The sequence below is a fragment of the Pseudoxanthomonas sacheonensis genome (assembly GCF_010093305.1).
Classification (GTDB): domain Bacteria; phylum Pseudomonadota; class Gammaproteobacteria; order Xanthomonadales; family Xanthomonadaceae; genus Pseudoxanthomonas_A; species Pseudoxanthomonas_A sacheonensis.
On sequence record NZ_PDWS01000014.1, the window covers coordinates 37,784 to 55,906 of the forward strand.

Annotated in this window: 15 protein-coding genes; 5 read left to right on the plus strand and 10 right to left on the minus strand. The window is 64.5% G+C overall.

The annotated features are described in order from the left end of the window. Window positions 1–66 precede the first annotated feature (66 nt). The 4 genes from CSC73_RS12530 (at window position 67) to rnfB (ending at window position 5,334) form a co-directional block, all read left to right on the plus strand. Window positions 67–2,064: an alpha/beta hydrolase family protein gene (locus tag CSC73_RS12530; protein ID WP_163840769.1), complete on the plus strand. Its 1,998-nt coding sequence runs from the start codon at window positions 67–69 to the stop codon at window positions 2,062–2,064. A 186-nt stretch (window positions 2,065–2,250) separates the two neighbouring features. Beyond that, window positions 2,251–2,691: a DUF2147 domain-containing protein gene (locus tag CSC73_RS12535; protein WP_163840770.1), complete on the plus strand. Its 441-nt coding sequence runs from the start codon at window positions 2,251–2,253 to the stop codon at window positions 2,689–2,691. Between the two features lie 122 nt (window positions 2,692–2,813). After that, a complete protein-coding gene (gene metG / locus CSC73_RS12540) occupies window positions 2,814–4,895 on the plus strand; it encodes a methionine--tRNA ligase (protein WP_163840771.1) in 2,082 nt (693 codons plus the stop codon). A 22-nt stretch (window positions 4,896–4,917) separates the two neighbouring features. Beyond that, window positions 4,918–5,334 (plus strand): Rnf electron transport complex subunit RnfB, encoded by a 417-nt coding sequence (gene rnfB, locus CSC73_RS12545; protein WP_163840772.1) that lies wholly within the window; start codon window positions 4,918–4,920, stop codon window positions 5,332–5,334. A 132-nt stretch (window positions 5,335–5,466) separates the two neighbouring features. Here the strand turns inward: rnfB and CSC73_RS12550 are convergent, their stop codons facing one another. The 6 genes from CSC73_RS12550 to CSC73_RS12575 all read right to left on the minus strand — a co-directional run bounded on the left by CSC73_RS12550 (window position 5,467) and on the right by CSC73_RS12575 (window position 12,967). After that, the gene (locus CSC73_RS12550; RefSeq protein WP_163840773.1) at window positions 5,467–6,441 is read right to left on the minus strand and encodes a TraB/GumN family protein; all 975 of its coding nucleotides are present in this window, start codon (window positions 6,439–6,441) and stop codon (window positions 5,467–5,469) included. A gap of 11 nt (window positions 6,442–6,452) precedes the next feature. Next, complete coding sequence (locus CSC73_RS12555) at window positions 6,453–7,406, minus strand: DUF1684 domain-containing protein (protein WP_163840774.1); 954 nt, start codon at window positions 7,404–7,406, stop codon at window positions 6,453–6,455. Window position 7,407: 1 nt separating this feature from the next. Beyond that, the gene (gene mutL, locus CSC73_RS12560; protein ID WP_163840775.1) at window positions 7,408–9,261 is read right to left on the minus strand and encodes a DNA mismatch repair endonuclease MutL; all 1,854 of its coding nucleotides are present in this window, start codon (window positions 9,259–9,261) and stop codon (window positions 7,408–7,410) included. Window positions 9,262–9,326: 65 nt separating this feature from the next. Further along, complete coding sequence (locus CSC73_RS12565; protein ID WP_163840776.1) at window positions 9,327–10,925, minus strand: N-acetylmuramoyl-L-alanine amidase; 1,599 nt, start codon at window positions 10,923–10,925, stop codon at window positions 9,327–9,329. A gap of 36 nt (window positions 10,926–10,961) precedes the next feature. Beyond that, on the minus strand, window positions 10,962–11,483 hold the full coding sequence (gene tsaE, locus CSC73_RS12570; protein WP_211840887.1) for a tRNA (adenosine(37)-N6)-threonylcarbamoyltransferase complex ATPase subunit type 1 TsaE: 522 nt from the start codon (window positions 11,481–11,483) through the stop codon (window positions 10,962–10,964). After that, window positions 11,483–12,967 carry an NAD(P)H-hydrate dehydratase gene (locus tag CSC73_RS12575; RefSeq protein ID WP_163840778.1) on the minus strand — a complete coding sequence of 495 codons (1,485 nt, stop codon included), beginning with the start codon at window positions 12,965–12,967 and terminating at the stop codon, window positions 11,483–11,485. The genes tsaE and CSC73_RS12575 overlap by 1 nt, the downstream gene beginning before the upstream one ends. A gap of 23 nt (window positions 12,968–12,990) precedes the next feature. On the opposite strand from CSC73_RS12575, the gene queG reads away from it, so the two are divergent. Continuing rightward, window positions 12,991–14,058: a tRNA epoxyqueuosine(34) reductase QueG gene (gene queG / locus CSC73_RS12580; protein ID WP_163840779.1), complete on the plus strand. Its 1,068-nt coding sequence runs from the start codon at window positions 12,991–12,993 to the stop codon at window positions 14,056–14,058. Between the two features lie 182 nt (window positions 14,059–14,240). On the opposite strand, the gene pgi is transcribed toward queG, so the two are convergent. From pgi to panB, 4 genes are all read right to left on the minus strand, one after another. After that, entirely contained in the window at window positions 14,241–15,758 is a 1,518-nt protein-coding gene (gene pgi / locus CSC73_RS12585; RefSeq protein WP_163840780.1) for a glucose-6-phosphate isomerase, read from the minus strand. Beyond that, the gene (gene panD / locus CSC73_RS12590) at window positions 15,755–16,135 is read right to left on the minus strand and encodes an aspartate 1-decarboxylase (RefSeq protein WP_163840781.1); all 381 of its coding nucleotides are present in this window, start codon (window positions 16,133–16,135) and stop codon (window positions 15,755–15,757) included. The genes pgi and panD overlap by 4 nt, the downstream gene beginning before the upstream one ends. Before the next feature lie 285 nt (window positions 16,136–16,420). Beyond that, the gene (panC, locus tag CSC73_RS12595) at window positions 16,421–17,263 is read right to left on the minus strand and encodes a pantoate--beta-alanine ligase (RefSeq protein ID WP_163840782.1); all 843 of its coding nucleotides are present in this window, start codon (window positions 17,261–17,263) and stop codon (window positions 16,421–16,423) included. A gap of 40 nt (window positions 17,264–17,303) precedes the next feature. After that, window positions 17,304–18,116, minus strand: a complete 813-nt coding sequence (panB, locus tag CSC73_RS12600) for a 3-methyl-2-oxobutanoate hydroxymethyltransferase (RefSeq protein WP_163840783.1) — start codon at window positions 18,114–18,116, stop codon at window positions 17,304–17,306. Window positions 18,117–18,123 lie beyond the last annotated feature (7 nt).

Consider the following 18,123-nt stretch of genomic DNA (forward strand, 5'->3'; position numbering starts at 1 on the left):
CGAGTTGAAAGCCATCCGGTGCCATAAGTCATCGGGAGCCAATTCTTTAGTTAAAGGGAGATATTCATGAAATGCATTCGAGCCATAGTATTGGCCGCGATGGCATCGGCTTCATGCGGCGCTTACGCCGCACCCGATTTGATCCCCATCCAGGATTTCGTCAAGCATCCGACCTACAGCAGCGCGAAGATTTCGCCCACGGGCGAATACCTCGCCATGACGGTGGACCGTGGCGATCAGGATATCTTGACCGTACTGCGCACCAAAGATCTCAGCGTAGTCAAGCTCAACCAGCTCCCGGATGAAAAAAGCGTCGGTAGTTTTTATTGGACCAGCGCCGATCGCCTGATGTTCAATGCGGTGCGCAAACTCGGAAAATACGAACAACCCTTTGGCACCGGCGAGTGGTTCGCGGTCAATGCCGACGGCACCAAGCCGCAGCCGTTGATTTTCCGCGGCACGCGCGACGCCACCCAACGGGGAAAAACCGTTGGAAACGAGCGCTTCTCCCTACTCGATACGTTAATTGATGACGACCTGAACGTGGTTATGGAGGTCTATTACCCTCGCTCTTCGGAGGGTTCCGGGACAGAAGTAGTGTTGATGGACACCATCAGCGGTCGGCGCAAATCGCTGGCGCGTGCGCCCAAAGAAAACTGCGGGATCGCCCTGGATGCCGCCAAACAGCCCCGCTTCGCAGTATGTTCGTCCAGCAAGAACGAGGACGGAGAGTATGACGAACGCTCCGAGCTGTACCGTCGCGACGATTCCGGAAAATGGACCCTGATCAGCGCTTCGAAAACCGACGGAAAGCACTTGTCGGTAGTGCGCACGGCGCCGGACGGCACGGTTTACGCCCGGCAGAGCGACGACAAGAGCCCGGCGGCCATCGGCACGCTCGACACCACGACGGGCGAATTCAAGCCGTTGTTCCAAGACAAAGTAGCCGACATTTCCAACATGGTGTGGTCCACGGATCAACAACGTCTGATCGCCGTCGCCACGGAAGCAGGCGCGCCCAACGTAAAATTGATCGATGAATCGCACCCGGATTCGGAGCTATACGCGTCGCTGGCTGCCGCCTTCCCCGGACAGATGGTCGATTTCTCCAGCTTTACGCAAGACGGCAAACAGATCGTCGTCTCCGTGTACAGCGACAGCAATCCAGGCGAACTGTACTTGTACGACCGCAATACCGGCCAGGCGCGCTTCCTGATGCAGGGCCGACAGTGGCTGGACAAGAAAAAGATGGCATCGGTCAAGCCATTCTCGTTCACCTCGCGCGACGGCAAGCAGATCTACGGCTACCTGACCATTCCGCACGGTTCTAACGGCAAGAATCTGCCCATGATCGTGAATCCCCACGGCGGCCCGATCGGCCCGCGCGACGACTGGGGCTTCAACTCTGAAACCCAGATGTTCGCCAACCGCGGCTACCTGGTGCTGCAGGTCAATTTCCGCGGATCCGGCGGGTACGGCAAGGCGTTCCAGGATGCCGGCCATAGGCAATGGGGACAGGGCATCCAGAACGACATTCTGGACGCGACGCATTGGGCCATTAAGCAGGGCTACGCCGACAAGGATCGTATCTGCATCTACGGCGGCAGTTTCGGCGGTTATTCGTCGCTGATGGCGCCGGCGCGCGAACCGGACCTGTTCAAGTGCGCATTCGGCTACGTAGGCGTCTACGACATGGAGATGATGTTCGACAAGGGCGATATCCCGCAGCGCGAGTCCGGATTGCGCTATCTGCGCCGTACGTTGGGTACCGACAAAACGGAGCTGCGCGCCACTTCCCCGACCAGTCTGGTCAAGGATATAAAGATTCCGGTCTATCTAGCGGCCGGCGCACGCGATGCACGTGCAGTACCCGAACAAACCGAAGCGATGAACAAGGCACTGATCGCAGCCGGTAATCCGCCGGAGGGCATGATCATCCAGTCCGGAGAAATGCACGGCTTCTATAAAGAAGAAAACAATCTCAAGCTGTATACCGAAATGTTGAACTTCTTCGCGCGGCATATCGGCGGGGCTGGCGCGACTGGGACCGCCACGGCCAAATAAACGCGCCGGCCGCTTGATCGCATGCCCTGATATTTTCGGGCCCGGCCAATGGCCAGGCCTTTTCTGGAAACTGAACAGGCGGGCGTCGCGGCTTCCATACTCACCCGAATGCGGTATAAAGAAGCCGTCTGGCCCTATGCGGTTTTCCGGGCCAATGGCCGACCAACTCATCCCTGGGAGGGGAACATGCGCAACAAATCGATCGCCACACTGCTTGCCCTGCCACTGCTGGCGTTCTCCATGTCGGCCATGGCCGCCGATGCCACCGGGCGCTGGAAGACCATCGACGACAAGACCGGCAAGGTGAAGTCGATCGTCGAGATCTCCAAGGCCGCCAACGGCAACTACAGCGGCAAGGTGGTCGAGGTCCTGTATTCCGAACGCGGCCCCAACCCGGTCTGCGACAAGTGCTCGGGCAGCAACAAGAACAAGCCGGTCAAGGGCATGACCATCCTCTGGAACCTGAAGGCCGACGGCGCCAACGAATGGTCCGGCGGCACCATCCTGGATCCGGCCAACGGCAAGACCTACAAATCCAAGGCCGAACTGCAGGCCGGCGGCAACAAGCTGGATGTCTCGGGCTGTATCGCCTTCATCTGCCGCGCGCAGACCTGGGTCCGCGAATAACGCGACAGCCTCACCGCAACGACAGTCCCTTCCGGCCCGGCTCAAGTCGGGCCGGAGCTTTTTTGCGGGAGGGCTTTTCGCGGCGCATGCGATAATCGCCGGATCGCCCCACGAACTCCGCCATGACCCGCACCGCCCTCGTCACCACCGCCCTGCCCTACGCCAACGGCCCCCTGCACCTGGGCCATCTGGTCGGCTATATCCAGGCCGATATCTGGGTGCGCGCCCGGCGCCTGCGCGGCGACACCGCCTGGTTCGTGTGCGCGGACGACACCCATGGCACGCCCATCATGCTGGCCGCCGAAAAGGCGGGAGTGACCCCGGAAACCTTCATCGCCGGCATGCAGGCCTCGCACGAGCGCGACTTCGCGGCATTCGGCGTGGCTTTCGACCATTACGATTCGACCCACTCGGCCGCCAACCGCGAGCTCACCGAGACGTTCTACGCGCGGCTGGAAGCCGGCGGCCACATCGCGCGCCGCAGCGTGGCCCAATTCTTCGATCCGGAAAAAGGCATGTTCCTGCCGGACCGCTACATCAAGGGCATCTGTCCCAACTGCGGCACGCCCGACCAGTACGGCGACAACTGCGAGAACTGCGGCGCCACCTACGCGCCGACCGACCTGAAGGAACCCAAATCGGTCCTGTCCGGCGCGACCCCAGAGCTGCGCGATTCGGAGCACTATTTCTTCGAAGTGGGCCGCTTCCAATCGTTCCTGCGCGAGTGGATGGCCGGCGATGTGGCACTGTCCGGCGTCAAGGCGAAGCTGATGGAATGGCTGGACGCCGAGGGCGGCCTGCGCGCATGGGACATTTCCCGCGATGCACCGTATTTCGGCTTCGAAATTCCCGGCGCGCCTGGGAAATATTTCTACGTCTGGCTGGATGCGCCCATCGGTTACCTGAGCAGTTTCCGCAATCTGTGCGCGCGCAACGGCATCGATTTCGAATCGCACCTGATCGCCGGCACCGAAACCGAACTGCACCACTTCATCGGCAAGGACATCGTCAACTTCCACGGCCTGTTCTGGCCGGCGGTGCTCAAGGGCGTGGGTTTCCGCGCACCGACGCGCCTGCACGTCAACGGCTACCTGACCGTGGACGGCGCCAAGATGTCCAAGTCGCGCGGCACTTTCGTCATGGCCCGTACTTTCCTCGACGTTGGTCTGGAGCCGGAAGCATTGCGCTACTACTACGCCGCCAAATCTTCCGGCGGTGTCGACGACCTTGATCTCAACTTGGGCGATTTCATCGCGCGCGTCAACGCGGATCTGGTCGGCAAGTTCGTGAATCTGGCCAGCCGCTGCGCCGGCTTCATCGAAAAGCGATTCGACGGGCGACTGGCCGATACGCTGCCCGATGCTGCGATGTATGCGCGCTTCGTCGCAGCACTGGCGCCGATCCGCGAGGCTTACGAACGCAACGACCCGGCCGGCGCGATCCGCCAGACCATGGCGCTGGCCGATGAAGCCAACCGCTATATCGACGACAACAAGCCGTGGGTCATCGCCAAGCAGGACGGCGCCGATGCGGAGCTGCAGGCAGTGTGCACGCAGGGCCTGAATCTGTTCCGTGTGCTGGCCGCCGCCCTGAAGCCGATCCTGCCGCATACCTCGACCCAGGCCGAAGCCTTCCTCGCCGCACCCGTCTATGCCTGGCAGGATCTGGACACGCCGCTATTGGCGCACGCGGTCAAGCCCTACTCGCCGCTGTTCACCCGTATCGACCCGAAACAGATCGACGCCATGACCGAAGCCTCGAAAGACACCATGGGCGCACCGCCGGCCGCGTCACCGGAAACCAGACCGGCCGCACCCAAGGAAGACGCCAAGAAAGCGACGGCCGCCACTCCAGATGGGACCAAGACGAACGCTTTCGTCTCGATGGAGGATTTCGCCAAACTCGACCTGCGCATTGGCAAGGTGGTCGCCTGCGAGTTCGTGGAAGGCTCCGACAAGCTGCTGCGCTTCGAGCTGGAGGCGGGTGAGTTGGGCAAACGCCAGATCTTTTCCGGCATCCGGGCGAGCTACGGCGAGCCCGGAAAGCTGGTGGGCCGCAGCGTGGTCTTCATCGCCAACCTGGCGCCGCGCAAGATGCGCTTCGGCACCAGCGAAGGCATGATCCTGTCGGCAGGCTTCGACGGCGGCGCGCTGGCCCTGCTGGACGCGGACGATACCGCCGAACCCGGGATGCCGGTTCGCTGATTCCGGCGCGGGTACGGACGTCGTGGACCTTGCCCTTGCCGACCGCCTCGACCGCATTCTGCCGCAGACCCAATGCGGGCAATGCGGCTTCGACGGCTGCCGCCCCTATGCCGAAGCGATGGCTCTGCATGAGGCGGGCGTGGACCGTTGTCCGCCCGGCGGCGATGCGGGCGCACGGGCGCTCGCGCATGTTCTATCGACGGCGGTCCTGCCCTACGACCGGACGCGCGGATCGCACAAACCTCCTGCCGTCGCGCTGATCGTCGAAGCCGATTGCATCGGCTGCACCAAATGCATCCAGGCATGTCCGGTGGACGCCATCATCGGCGGCGCCAAACATATGCATGTGGTGATAGAACCACTGTGTACCGGCTGCGAATTGTGCCTGCCCGCCTGTCCGGTGGACTGCATCGAGATACACGTGCTCCGGCAGTCGTGACGGCCGTACCCGGCGAAGCTACGCAGTTTCCTTGTAGAGCCGAGCTTGCTCGGCTGCCTCTACCGTTGACGATCAAGCACTAGAGCAGCCGAGCAAGCTCGGCTCTACAAGAACAGCGATCGGACACCGCGATCAGCGCTGTTCCGGCAGGTTGCAGGGCGTGCAGATGCGCTCGACCTTGTAGCCCTTGGCGCGCAGCTTTTCGACCACGCCATCCGGCCCCAGCAAATGCAACGCGCCTACCACCACCAGAGTGTCGTCCTTGTCGGAGTCGGCCAGGCGTTTCTCGATTTTCGGCACCCATGCGTCATTACGCGCTATGTTGATGCGCTGATACAGCTTCGGATATTCCTTCTTCATCTGCACGGCCATGTCCTGCCACAGCACATCGGCCTTGCCGGCGCGCCATGCGGCGTGCAGCTTGGCGGTTTCTTCCTTCGCATCCTTGGATTCCGACAAGGCCTCGGCAAGGAACTGAAGCTGTTCTTCCTTGCTCATCCCGTCGAGGAACGCTATCTGCTGCGCGCCTGTTTCCAGTCCCGCAGTCGGCTTTCCCGCTTCCGTCGCCAACGCGGCCAGGTGCGAATCCAGCCCGAGTTTCGGATCCAGGCCCTGCTTGGTCATTTCGGTGATGGTGATGGTGAGGCCGACGAACCATGGTTCGAACAGCTGCACCACCTGCGGTGTCAGGCCCATTTTCTGCAGTTCCGGACCATTGGCGGCCAGCCATGCGCCCAGCAATGCGACGGTGGTGGCCGGAAGTTCGCTATCGAGTTGCGTGCCATCGGTGCGCAGCGCCGCCTGCCCCATCTGCATGCCCAGCGCGGGAGAGGACATCTCCTCCGGCGCCATCTCGAACACCAGCGATTCGGCATCGGCGAAAGCCGCATCCACGTCTTTGGAAAGCGGGTAATCGTCGGGCTTGAGCAAATGGAACGAACCCAGCAGGTACACCGAATTGTCGGCGTCGGATACCTTCCATAACAGCGGGACGGGCGGCGCAGCGACGGTCGGCGATTTGGCCGCGTCCGCATTGACGCCGAAAGCCAGGGTGACCAGCGCGGCCAGCAGTACCGGCTTGAAGCGGCGGGAGGGAAGTAGACGCATGGGTGTCCTGGTCACAAGGTTGCGGGAGGGGAGGCGTAGGTCTTTTCGCCGGCGGTGATGGCCAGATCCAGACGGTTTTCGGGCGGCGGCAAAGGACAGGTCGCGAAGGTCGTAAAGGCGCAGGGCGGGTTGTAGGCGCGGTTGAAATCCAGCACCACCTTGCCCTGGGCATCGGGGCCTGGCGTGTCGATGAAGCGGCCCGCCGGATAGCTGCCGTGGCCGCTGGTGCGATCGGCGAAGACCAGGAAAAGTTCGTTGCCCGGTTCGCCCATCGCTTCGATGCGGTAGGTCTTGCCCTCGCGTACGAACTCCACCGCTCCCGGGTTGGGCGCATCGGTGGAAGTGCCGATGATGTCGACGATGGGCAGTGTCTTGCCGGGCGGGTGCGGGACGAACTTGCCGACGATTTTCCATTCCGGATCGGCAGGCCAGTAGTCGAGCCCGGTGAACTGCAGGCGGGTGGGAGCATCGGCGTACTTGATGCGCAGGCCGAAGCGTTGGCCGCGTTTGATCACGCTCAACAGCCCCTTGCCCTCGTCGAAACCGACCAGACTGGGCGCCGGATCGTGATCGGTTTTCAGCTCGACCCTGCCCTTGCCGGTCAAGGGTTCGCCATTCAGGGTCAGAGCAACGCCGCTCTCCGGCGTGAGATAGATGTGTCCATCGCGCTGTTCCACCATACCCAGCTTCGGCGGACCTACCGCCAGGCGGATTCCGCTACCGGCGCTGCTACCGACGTAATGGGCCTTGAGTTCCAGCCAATGCAGACCCACCAGACTGGTCCAGCCATCGGGCTTCAGCAGATCCTGTTTGCGCTCATTGCGCCAGATGGCGTTGTCGGCGAGGAAATTCGGATCGGGGGCGGGCCCGGCCTTGCCCGTAGCGGAGTCGTCCGCACCACCGCTGCAGGCGGCGAGCGCCAGCAACATCGACCCGGCCATCGCGTATCGCGCGAGCTTCCCCATATCAGCGTCCCCTCATGAACCAGCGATCGATTTCGGCCAGCGAAAAACGCGCCCAGGTAGGCCTGCCGTGATTGCACTGGCCCGAGCGTTCGGTGATCTCCATTTCGCGCAGCAGCGCGTTCATTTCCGGAATGGTCAGGCGGCGATTGGCGCGCACCGCGCCGTGGCAAGCCATGGTGGAAAGCAGCTCGTCGCGTGCGGCGGCTATGCGCCTGGTTTCGCCGTGCTCGCGCAGGTCCGTCAGCACATCGCGCAACAGGCCCTCCGGCTCGGCTTGCGCCAGCAATGCGGGCACGCTGCGCACGCTGAGCGATTGCGGACCGCTGCGGGTCACATCGAAACCCAGCGCGGCCAGCGTTTCCGCTTCGCGTTCGGCGACCTCCGCTTCGCGCTCGGCCACTACCAGATTGAACGGCACCAGCAGCGGTTGCGAATGCAGACCTATGCCGTCGTGTGCGCTCTTCAATTTCTCGTAACCGATACGTTCGTGCGCGGCATGCATGTCCACGACGATCAAGCCGTCCGCGTTCTCGGCCAGGATATAGATACCGTGCAGTTGCGCGATGGCGTAGCCCAGCGGAGGAATAGCGGCATCGCTGCTGACGGGCAAACGCTGCTCGGGAGACTGCGAGGCGAACGCCTGCGGAGAGACCGCATCCGAAGAGAACGTTTCCGGGAAGAACGCCTGCGAGGCGCCCGATTGAGAGTAGAGCGCCGCATAGGCTGCAGGAGCTTCGCCGACGCTCAGGCCCAGTGGCGACTGTTGCGTCGGCGACCACGGCTGCGGCGAACCGAACCCAACCGCAGCGCCCGGATACTGCGCCCTGTCCGCAGCCCCTTGAGTGGCTGCCGCGATCGCACCGGCGCGCGTTTCGGCCAGCGCGTCCTGCAAGGCGCGATAGACGAAATCGTGCACCAGCCGCGTGTCGCGGAAACGGACTTCGTGTTTGGCCGGATGCACGTTGACGTCGACGCGCAGCGGGTCGATTTCCAGAAACAGCACGTAGGCCGGTTGGCGGCCGTGGAACAGCACATCCTGGTAAGCCATCTTCACCGCATGGGCGATGTTGCGGTCGCGCACCGCGCGGCCGTTTACATAGAGGTATTGCTGGTCTGCGCTGGCACGCGAGTAACTCGGCAATGCTATCCAGCCGTGCAGGCGCAGCCCGGCCGCCGCATGCTCGACGCGCAAGGCCTGACGCGCGAAATCTTCGCCCAAGGTTTCGTTCAAACGCAGCGAGGCGTCCAGCAGGTCGGGTTTGTAGCGGCGCGATGGACGGCCGTTGTGGCTGACGCGCAATTCCACATCCGGGCGCGCAAGCGCCAGCGAACGCAACCATTCCTCGATGTGGCTGAGTTCGGTACGCTCGGCGCGCAGGAACTTGCGCCGTGCCGGCACGTTGTAGAACAGTTCGCGCACTTCCACCGTGGTGCCGGGCGCCTGCGCTTTGGGGGCTATCTCGCCCAGCTTGCCGCCTTCGACCCGCAGCGACGAGCCATGCTCGTCGCCGGCGCGGCGCGAGGACAGCGAGAAACGGCTGACCGAGGCGATCGAAGGCAAGGCCTCGCCGCGGAAACCGAGCGTGGCCACCGCTTCCAGATCGTCCAGCGAGGCGATCTTGCTGGTGGCGTGGCGGGCGACCGCCAGCGGCAATTCCTCCGGGGCTATGCCGCCGCCGTCGTCGCGGATGCGGATAAGGCGAATGCCGCCTTCCTCAAGGTCTATGTCGATGCGCAGCGCGCCCGCATCCAGCGCGTTTTCGACCAGTTCCTTGACCACGGACGCAGGACGTTCGACCACCTCGCCTGCGGCGATCTGGTTGATTAGGGTGTCGGGGAGTTGGCGGATCTGCACGGTCGGATGGCGACGCGCGGGCGCCGTCGGGAGAACAGACGTGATGATAGCCGAAGGGGTGGAGCTTACGGTGCGCCCGCGCTGCCGATGCTCGCGGTGGTGCGGGATGCCGCGTCGGCGGCGGCGGCGCGCGCCGCGAACAACGTGCCCGGCGGCGGCTGGCGGGGGAAATAGGTCTGCACGCCGTCCAGCACCGCGCCCGCCACCTTGCGCTGGTAGGCCGGGTCGGTCAGGCGCCGCTCTTCGTCGGCGTTGGAGATGAAGGCGGTCTCCACCAGCATTGCCGGCATGTCGGAAGTGCGCAGCACGGCGAAGTTGGCGCGTTCGATGTTCGGCTTGTGGTTGTTGCCCACGCGCTTCAGGCCGTCCAGCACGTGGCTGGCGGCGTCCTCCGACGCTTTCATGTGCCCGCTCTGGGCCAGGTCCAGCAGGACCGAGGACAGGGTGTTGTCCACCTGCTGCAGACGCACGCCACCAACCAGGTCGGAGGAGTTTTCCTTGTCCGCCAACCAGCGCGCCCGCTGCGAGGAAGCGCCCTTGAGCGAAAGCACGTACACCGACGAACCGCGCGCGCTGCGGTTTTCGGCGGCGTCGGCATGGATGGAGACGAACATGTCCGCCTTGTTGGCGCGCGCCTTCTGCGCACGCTGGGGCAGCGGGATGAAATAGTCGCCATCGCGCACCAGATAGGCCTTCATGCCCGGAGTGGCGTTGATCTGCCGCGCCAGTTCGCGCGCCATCGCCAGGGTGACGTCTTTTTCACGCTTGCCGGTGGGGCCTTGCGCGCCAGGGTCCTGACCGCCGTGTCCGGCGTCGATGGCTATCACCAGCGGACGCATGCCGGCGCGCATCGGTACCTGCGGCATCGGCTTGTAGGCGGGCTCGGTGCTAGCGGAAGCGGTTTCGGTTGGCGTGGAGGCCGCAGTTGTAGCGGGTGCGGGCACGCCGGTCGCGATGGTGTATTGGACAGGCGCCGGTTGTGTCGGCGCCGGCGCCGGCCCGGTACGAGGCTCGCTTGTGCCGGCAGGGACCACCGCCTGCGTACTTTGCCCGTTGAGAATCGCTTGCGGGGAGAGTTGCGGCAAAACCGCCGGCGGTTTGGCCGCAGCCTGTTGCACGGCGGCGGAGGTCAAAGCCGCGGTCGCTTGTGCCGCTGCTTGGGTGCTGGTTTGTTGCGCGGGGGTTTGCGGCGTGCCAGCTTGTTGCGTAGCAGGCGAAGAATCGGCCGCCGTCGCTTTCGCTACCGTCGCTACGGACGCAGGACCGTCGCCGGGCCATTCCAACACCAGCCGCGCGCCGCTGGCGGTGGGTTCCAGACGCGGCTTCATGGCCACGACCGAAGACGAAAGATCGAACACGATGCGCAAGGTATCCGGCGTCGGTTGGCCGGTGCGCACCGACTTGACTATGCCGGCGCCCGCCGGAAGCTTCAGGCCGCGCACGGCTGTGGAAGCAGGCAGATCGACGACCAGTCGATCCGGACCGGCCAGGGACAGGGTTCTGTACTCGCCCTTGCCTTCCAGCTGGATCTCGGCGCGGGTGCCGGTGGCGCCCGTATCGACGCTGACACTGCGGACTTCGCCGGCCAAAACGGGGCACGCGACACCCAAGGCGAGCGCGATGCCCACCGTGGTGCTGCCGAAACGGGTGATCCCCTTATGCATGCGGCGGATTCAAGCACCATCCGCCAAGGAATGCAACTACTTTTCCCTTAATAATCCGTAACCTGCCGGAACTTCCTGTTGTGCCCGGGAAGATAGCGCTGCAACTTCGGCCGCAGCGGCCAGCTGTTCCAGCCAGCGCTCGCCTGTCGCCGTGCCAGCCAGCAGCCGGGCCTCCCGGCCCATGCCCTGAGTAGCCAACTCCACGCGCAGATCGGCTTTGGGCAACGCAGCGCCCGCACGCTCCGGCCACTCCACCAGCCACAGGGTGGCCATCGCGTCGTCAAGGCCCAGGAAATCCAGTTCTCCCGCATCACCGATGCGGTAAAGATCCAGGTGCCAGGCCTCGCCTTCGGGAATGGGATACCGCTCCACCAGAGTGTAGGTCGGGCTGCGGATCGCACCTTCTACGCCCAGCGCCCGCAGCAACGCGCGCGCAAGCGTCGACTTGCCAGCGCCCAGATCGCCTTGCAGATGCACGACCGCATGCGCCGGGCGCGTGGACGCCAGCGCGCGGCCCAGTGCCTCGGTCGCTTCGCTTGCGGGAAGCTGCAGATGCATCAATCGATCCCCTCCGGATTGGCAAGACGTCGCAGGTGGGGGAAGAGATCCGAAGGCAAAAGCCCGCGCTCGCCCTCTTCCGCGGCGGCGTCGCCGGCGAGCGAATGCAGCAGCGCACCTGCACTGGCCGCATCGAAAGCGGACAGGCCGCTCGCCCGCAAAGCCACGATCACGCCGGTCAACACATCGCCCATGCCGCCGACCGCCATGCCTGGGTTGCCGGCATCCAGCACGCGCGGCGTCTGCCCGGGCGCAGCGATGATCGTGCCCGCGCCCTTGAGCACGGCGACCGCCTGGTAACGCTCTGCAATAGCTTGCGCCGCGGCGAATCGATCACGCTGCACCTCGGCCGTTTCGATGCCGAGCAGGCGTGCCGCTTCGCCTGGATGCGGGGTCAGAATCGCATCGGCAAGCGCATGGGGCTCGGCGGCGATCAGGTTCAGCGCATCGGCATCCAGCACCAGCGGCTTGCCGGCCGCCAGCGCCAGCTTGAGCATGGCGCGACCCCAATCGTCCTTGCCGAGGCCGGGGCCGATAGCTATCGCACCGACGCCTGAAAACAGCGGTTTCAGCTCGTCTCCCGACTCCACGCCGCGGGCCATCGCTTCCGGACGCCGCGCCAGCATCGCCGGCACGTGCGATTCGCGAGTCGCCACGCTCAACAGACCCGCGCCGCTGCGCAGGGCCGCCTCGGCGCACAACAGGATGGCCCCGCCATGCCCATGATCGCCGCCGATGCACAGCGCCCTGCCCGACTCGCCCTTGTGCGTGTTGCGGCGACGCGGCAGCAACCAATACGACAGCGCTTCGGGGGTAAGCAGCGACGCACTGGATTCGACGGTGGAAAAAGTCTCGCCCGGAACCTCCAATCCCTCCAATGCGAGCTCGCCCGTGTGTTCGAGCGCTTCACCCGTCCACAACCCCGCATGCCGCGCGATGAACTGCAAGGTGCGCGAAGCAAAGACGGCCTTGCCGGGCGCCGCCCCCTTGTCGGCGTCCAATCCGCTGGGCACATCCAGCGCCAGCACCGGCGCCGATTGCCCGTTGATGGCGTCGATCAGTGCCGTGGCGAACGCATCGGGCGGACGCGACAGGCCGATACCGAACAGAGCATCCACCACCACATCGCCTTGCGGTATGGCATCGGGGAAAATCGCGATCTCTCCGCCGACCGCCACATAGTCGGTGCATGCGCGCTGGGACAGTGCCGTGCCGGGCACGTGTTCGGCCAGATGCAGCACTTTCACGGCGCGGCCAGAGCGGTGCGCCAGGCGCGCCAGCACGTAGCCATCGCCGCCGTTGTTGCCGGGCCCGCAGACCACGGTGATGCGCTGCGCGGCGGGCCAGTTCTGCAGCAGATGCTGCCAGGCGGCCTGTCCGGCCCGCTGCATCAGCACATAACCGTCGCCTCCCAGCAACGCCGTCGCGCGGGCATCGAGCAAGCGGGCGGCGTGGGTGTCGAACAGGGGCAGCAATCCGTACATGGCGTGGATTCTATACTTGACCCATGTCCTTGCCCTTCGCCGCCGCACCGGATCCAGCCGCACTCGCCCAGCGCGTGCGTGCGCTGTCGCGGGAACTCGGCTTCCAGCGCTGCGGGATCGCCGGCATCGAACTGGGCGAGGACGAAACCCATCTGCGCGACTGGCTGGCCAAGGGCCTGTATGGCTCGATGGACTGGATGGCGCGCCATGGCGACAAGCGCGCACGGCCGGACGAGCTGATTCCGGGCACCTTGCGGGTGATCTCGGTCGGCCTGGACTACGGCCGCAACGATGGCGAAGAAGCCTGGACCACGCTGGAAAACGGCGAACGCGCCTATGTCGCCCGCTACGCGCTGGGCCGCGATTACCACAAGCTGATGCGGCAGCGCCTGCAGAAACTGGCGGAACGGATCCAGCAGGAAGTCGGCCCGTTCGGCCATCGCGTATTCGTGGACTCGGCGCCGGTGCTGGAACGTGCTTTGGCAAGAAATGCAGGCCTGGGCTGGATCGGCAAGCACACCTGCCTGATCGACAAGGACGGCGGCTCATGGTTTTTCCTGGGCGAGATCTATGTCGACCTGCCGCTACCGGTCGATGTACCCGCCAGCGCGCATTGCGGCACCTGCACGCGCTGCATCGACATCTGCCCCACCCAGGCCATCGTCGCACCCTACCGGCTGGATGCGCGCCGCTGCATTTCCTACCTGACCATCGAGCACGAAGGCTCGATTCCCGAAGAACTTCGCCCTGCCATCGGCAACCGCATCTTCGGCTGCGACGACTGCCAGCTGGTGTGCCCATGGAACAAGTTCGCCAAACGCACGGACGAGCCCGATTTCCGCGCGCGGAACGATCTCGATACGGCGACCCTGCCGCAGCTTTTCGCATGGTCGGAAGCCGAGTTCCTCAGCCGCACCGAGGGGTCGGCGATCCGCCGCAGCGGGTACGAGCGCTGGTTGCGCAATATCGCGGTGGGATTGGGGAATGCGCCGGCTACGCCAGCGGTGACGGCGGCGCTTGCTTCACGCCGGGACCATGATTCCGAAGTGGTGCGGGAGCATGTGGGGTGGGCTTTGGCGCGGCATGGGTGACGGACCTACAGAAACCAAGAAAAACCCCGAAGTCGTCATCCCAGCGAAAGCTGGGATCCATTTTGATCTTGATTCTGCTTCTGTTTGCGTTTGTGTCTGATACATCCTGCGAAAATCAAGATGGATCCCAGCTTTCGCTGGGATGACGACTGGTTTTTTTGGGCTGATGACGGCTGGTTTTTTTAGGCCCGCGCCTTCAGCTCCGCCAACAGCACCTTGGTCACCGGATCGCTCGCCTCGACCTCGCCACGCAACGCCGGCAACAACCCATTGGCCAACTGCTTGCCCAGCTCCACACCGAACTGATCGAAGGCGTTGATGCCCCACAACACGGACTGCGCGTAAACGCTGTGTTCGTACATGGCGATCAGTCCACCCAGCGACTGCGGCGTCAGTGCGTCCAGCAGTATCAGCGTACTGGGCCGGCCGCCTGCGTAGGCGCGATGCGGATCGTCGCTGGACTGGCCGTTGGCCAGCGCTTCGGCCTGGGCGAAAAGATTGGACATCAACGCCAGATGGTTTTCCGCATACGGATCGTCGTTGCGGAGGGTGCCGACGAAATCCAGCGGCACGATTTGCGTGCCCTGATGCAAGGCCTGGAAGAAACTGTGCTGCACATCGGTGCCCGCCCCGCCCCACCATACCGGCACCGTGTCCACTTCCACCGCGCCGCCGTCCAGCTTCACCGACTTGCCCAGGCTTTCCATCACCAGCTGCTGCAGATAGGCGGGCAGCAAGGCCAGGCGCTGGTCGTAGGTCATCACGCCGTGCGCCGCGTGGCCCAGAACGTTGCGGTTCCACACGGCCGTCAATGCATGGCGAACCGAGATGTTGGCTTCCAGCGGCGAATCCAATACATGCGCGTCGAACTCCGACGCCCCCCCCAGCAGCTCTTCGAACCGATCGAAACCGATCGCCAGCGCGATCGGCAACCCAACCGCCGACCACAGCGAATAGCGGCCGCCCACCCAATCCCACATCGGCAACACGCGCTCGGAAGCGATGTCGAAAGCGCTGGCGGCGCGTTCCGGATTGGCGCTGACCGCATACAGGCGCTCGCTGCCGCCCAACCAGTCGCGCAGGATGCCGCCGTTGAGCAGCGTTTCCTGCGTGCCGAAGGTCTTGGAGATCAGGATGGCGGCGGTGCGCGCCGGATCCAGCGGCGCCAGCGTGCGTTGCGCGGCGGCGCCGTCCACGTTGGAAAGAAAATGCACGCGGAAACGGCCGCCCGTCGGCGCGCGCAGCGCGTCGGCCACCAGTCGCGGCCCCAGGTCGGAACCGCCGATGCCGACGCTGACGATATCGGTGATGCCGCTGGCCTCCAGCTCCGCGACCACCGCTCCCATGCGTTGGCGGGTCGCACTGGCGGTCGCATAGGCTTCGCGCGCCATCGCCGCGCCCGAATGGTTGCCGCGCAGAGCCGTATGCAGCGCGGCGCGGCCTTCGGTGACGTTGACTTTCTCTCCGTCGAACAAGCGCCGGAACGCGCCAGCCATGTCGCGCGATTGCGCCAGGCCGAGCAGCGCGGCAAGCGCATCGCGGTCGTAGGACTGCCGCGCGAAATTGAAGTACAGCGGTCCCTGGCGCAACGCGAAATCGCGCGCGCGCATCGGATCCTTCGCCAACAACGACGGCGGTTTTTCGCCCAGCAGGCGGGAAGCGTGGGATTGCAGCGTGTCGAAGCCCGGCTTCATGCTCATGCCGCCTGCTTGGGAATGGAATGGTTGGTGTGGGTCATGCGGTTGTCGGCATCGACATAGACCAGGTTCGGCTTGAACACGGACGCTTCCTGTTCGCTCATGGAGGCGAAGGCGGCGATGATCACCAGGTCGCCGACCTGCACATGCCGTGCGGCGCCGCCGTTCAAGGAGATGATGCCGCTGCCCTCGTCGGCGCGTAGCGCATAGGTGCTGAAGCGGCTGCCGTTGGTCACGTCCCAGACATGCACCTGCTCGAACTCGCGGATGCCGCTGGCTTCCAGCAGCAGCGCGTCGATGGCGACGGAGCCTTCGTAGTTGAGTTCGGAGTGGGTGACGGTGGCGCGGTGGATCTTGGCTTTCAGGAGGCTGAGCTGCATGGCTGCGCAAACTTTTCGAGGGGGAATGGAGTTTAGCAATTGAATGCTTAAAAGCCCCTCTCCCATCGGGAGAGGGGTTGGGGTGAGGGTACGGCGGAGAGACGGAGTCACAGATCACGGCAATCCAGCTGCATCCGCAAAGCCGCTCATTGCCGGACTCCACAAAGCGGCAGGTCGTCGCTTAGCCATACCCTCACGCCCCAAGAGTGCTTGCTGCGCGGCGTCCGCCCTCCGGGCACCCCGCATCAAGTACGGGGCAGGCTCTTCCCCCGAGGGGAGAAGAAACTAGAACTCCAGATTGTCGATCAGCCTGGTCCTGCCCAGCTTGGCCGCGATCAGCGCGACCCTGGCCGATTTTTCGCCGTCTTCCGGCTCGCTCAGGTCTGGACGCCTGACCGCCGCGTAATCCACGGCGAAACCGGCCGCGGCCAGTCTGCGGGAAGCTTCCGCCTCCACCTCCAGACGGGGTTGTCCGGACGCTACGGCGGCGCGCATCGCCAGCAGCGTCCTGCGTATCTCGGCCGCGATCGGACGCTCCTCCGCCGACAGGTACTGGTTGCGCGAACTCATCGCCAGCCCGTCGCTTTCGCGCACGATGCTGCCGCCCAGGATCTCGATGGGGAAAGCCAGGTCGGTCACCATCTGCCGGATCACGGCCAGCTGCTGGAAATCCTTCTTGCCGAACGCGGCCACATCGGGCTGCACCTGGTTGAACAGGCGTGTGACCACCGTGCAGACGCCGTCGAAGTGGCCGGGGCGGTGCGCGCCTTCCAACACGCTGCTGACGCCAGGCACGTTGATCCTGGCGGCCAGTTCGACGCCGAAGGGATACATGGATTCCACCGTCGGCAACCACAGCACATCGCAGCCCGCGCCTTCCAGCCCGGTGGTGTCGGCTTCGGGCGTGCGCGGATAACGGGTGAAGTCTTCGTTGGGACCGAACTGGGTCGGATTGACGAACACGCTGGACACCACGCGGTCGGCGTACTGCCGCGCCAGCATCACCAGCGAGTAATGGCCGGCGTGCAGATTGCCCATGGTCGGCACGAAGCCGACCCGCAGCCCCTCGCGCTTCCAGCCATTGACCCGCGCGCGCAGCGCATCGAGTTCGGTGATGGTTTCGATCATTGCGCTTCCTTATGCGGGCGCCGGCTTTTTTTAGGAGCGTTCAGTAGGAATGTTCCGCATCGGGGAACGAGCCATCGCGCACCGCAGTGGCATAGGCAGCTATGGCGCCCGCGATGGAACCGCCTTCGGCCAGGAAATCCTTGACGAATTTCGGCTTGCGGTGGCCTGTATCGATGCCCAGGAAATCGTGCAGCACCAGCACCTGGCCATCGCAGTCCGGGCCGGCGCCGATGCCGATGGTGGGAATGGCGCTGGCCGCGGTGATGGCCGCCGCCAGCGGCGACGGCACGCATTCCAGCACCATCATGGAGGCGCCGGCATCGGCCACAGCCTGCGCGTCGGAACGAAGTTTGGCGGCGGCCTGCTCGTCGCGGCCCTGCACCTTGTAACCACCGAACTTCAGCACCGACTGCGGGGTCAGGCCAAGATGCGCGCAGACAGGAATATCGCGTTCGACCAGAAAGCGGATGACTTCCAGTTTGTGGCCTGCGCCCTCCAGCTTCACCATTTCCGCGCCTGCCTGCAGCAGCGCGATGGAGGCCTGCAGCGCGCGTTCGGGAGTGGCGTCGGACTGGAAAGGAAGATCGGAGATCAGCATCGCCCGGCTCAACCCGCGCGCGACCGCCGTGGTGTGGTAGGCGATGTGTTCCACCGTGACCGGCAAAGTCGAATCCCGGCCCTGCACCACCATGCCCAGCGAATCGCCGATCAGCACCAGGTCCACACCATTGGCGTCGGCCACTCGCGCGAAGCTGTAGTCGTAGGCGGTCAGCATCACCAGCTTGCGCTGTTCGCGCTTGGCCGCGGCCAGTGCCGGCAGGGTCCACTTCTTGATTTCGGCGTGTGTGCTCATCGGTTGA